The sequence below is a fragment of the Actinotalea ferrariae CF5-4 genome (assembly GCF_000603945.1).
In the GTDB taxonomy this organism is placed as follows: domain Bacteria; phylum Actinomycetota; class Actinomycetes; order Actinomycetales; family Cellulomonadaceae; genus Actinotalea; species Actinotalea ferrariae.
On the sequence record NZ_AXCW01000049.1, the window covers coordinates 1 to 811 of the forward strand.

Genomic DNA, 811 nt, shown 5'->3' on the forward strand with positions numbered 1-811 from the left:
ACCGGCGCAGGACGGCGGCGACCGCCACCGCGAGGTCGGGGCGGTCGGGGTCGAGGGCCTCCGCGAGGACCGCCGCCGCCGCGGAGAGTGCGACCGCACCGGCCCGGAGCGCGTCGGCGAGGAGCCGGAGGTGCGCCTTGACCAGGCCCTTCTCGGGGCGGGTGAGCACGTCGGCGGAGGCCTCGGCCAGCCCGGTCCCGTCGAGCCGGCCCGCGGCGAGCAGGCGGCGCAGCGCCTCGTGCGCGACCTTCACGCCGCTCGGGCAGGACGCCGCGAGGAGCGCGAGGTACCGGTCCTGGCGTGCGGCGACCTCGTCGTCCTCGAGCCGCAGGTGGGCGAGCACCTCGACGAAGAGGCGGGCCTGCGGGACGGTCCGGACCGCGTGGAGCCGGACGAGGCACTCGCCGACGAGGCGGTCGCGGTTCTCGGGCCGGTCGACGTCCAGGGCACGGAAGAGGTCCGCGAACCACGCCTCCAAGTCGGGGTCCGGGCCGGCGAGGTAGAAGAACTGGGTGCTCGTCGCGTCGAGGCGCAGCGAGGCCCACGCCTCCTCGCGCACGACCGGCCGTCGCCCGATCGCGACGGCGAGGGTCGCGGGGGTGTGCGCCGCCCAGAGACCGGGCAGGTGCGCCCCGTCGGGGAACGGCTCCAGGGCGCCCGCCTCGCCGAGCCGGCTCGCGAGCTCCCACGCGACGCCGTCCGGTCCGAGGACGAGGAGGCCGCGCAGCATCCGCGTCCGCCACGCGGGTGGCCGGGAGGCGGCGGCGCGAGCGGCACGGGCGAGCGCCGCGGCGGCCGGCGGGGCGGTCCG

The 811-nt window shown here is 78.9% G+C and carries 1 protein-coding gene; it reads right to left on the reverse strand.

Features of this window, described 5'->3' with window-relative positions:
• Positions 1 to 811: hypothetical protein (locus N866_RS21305; RefSeq protein ID WP_216699383.1), on the reverse strand; the 811-nt coding region annotated here is incomplete at both ends.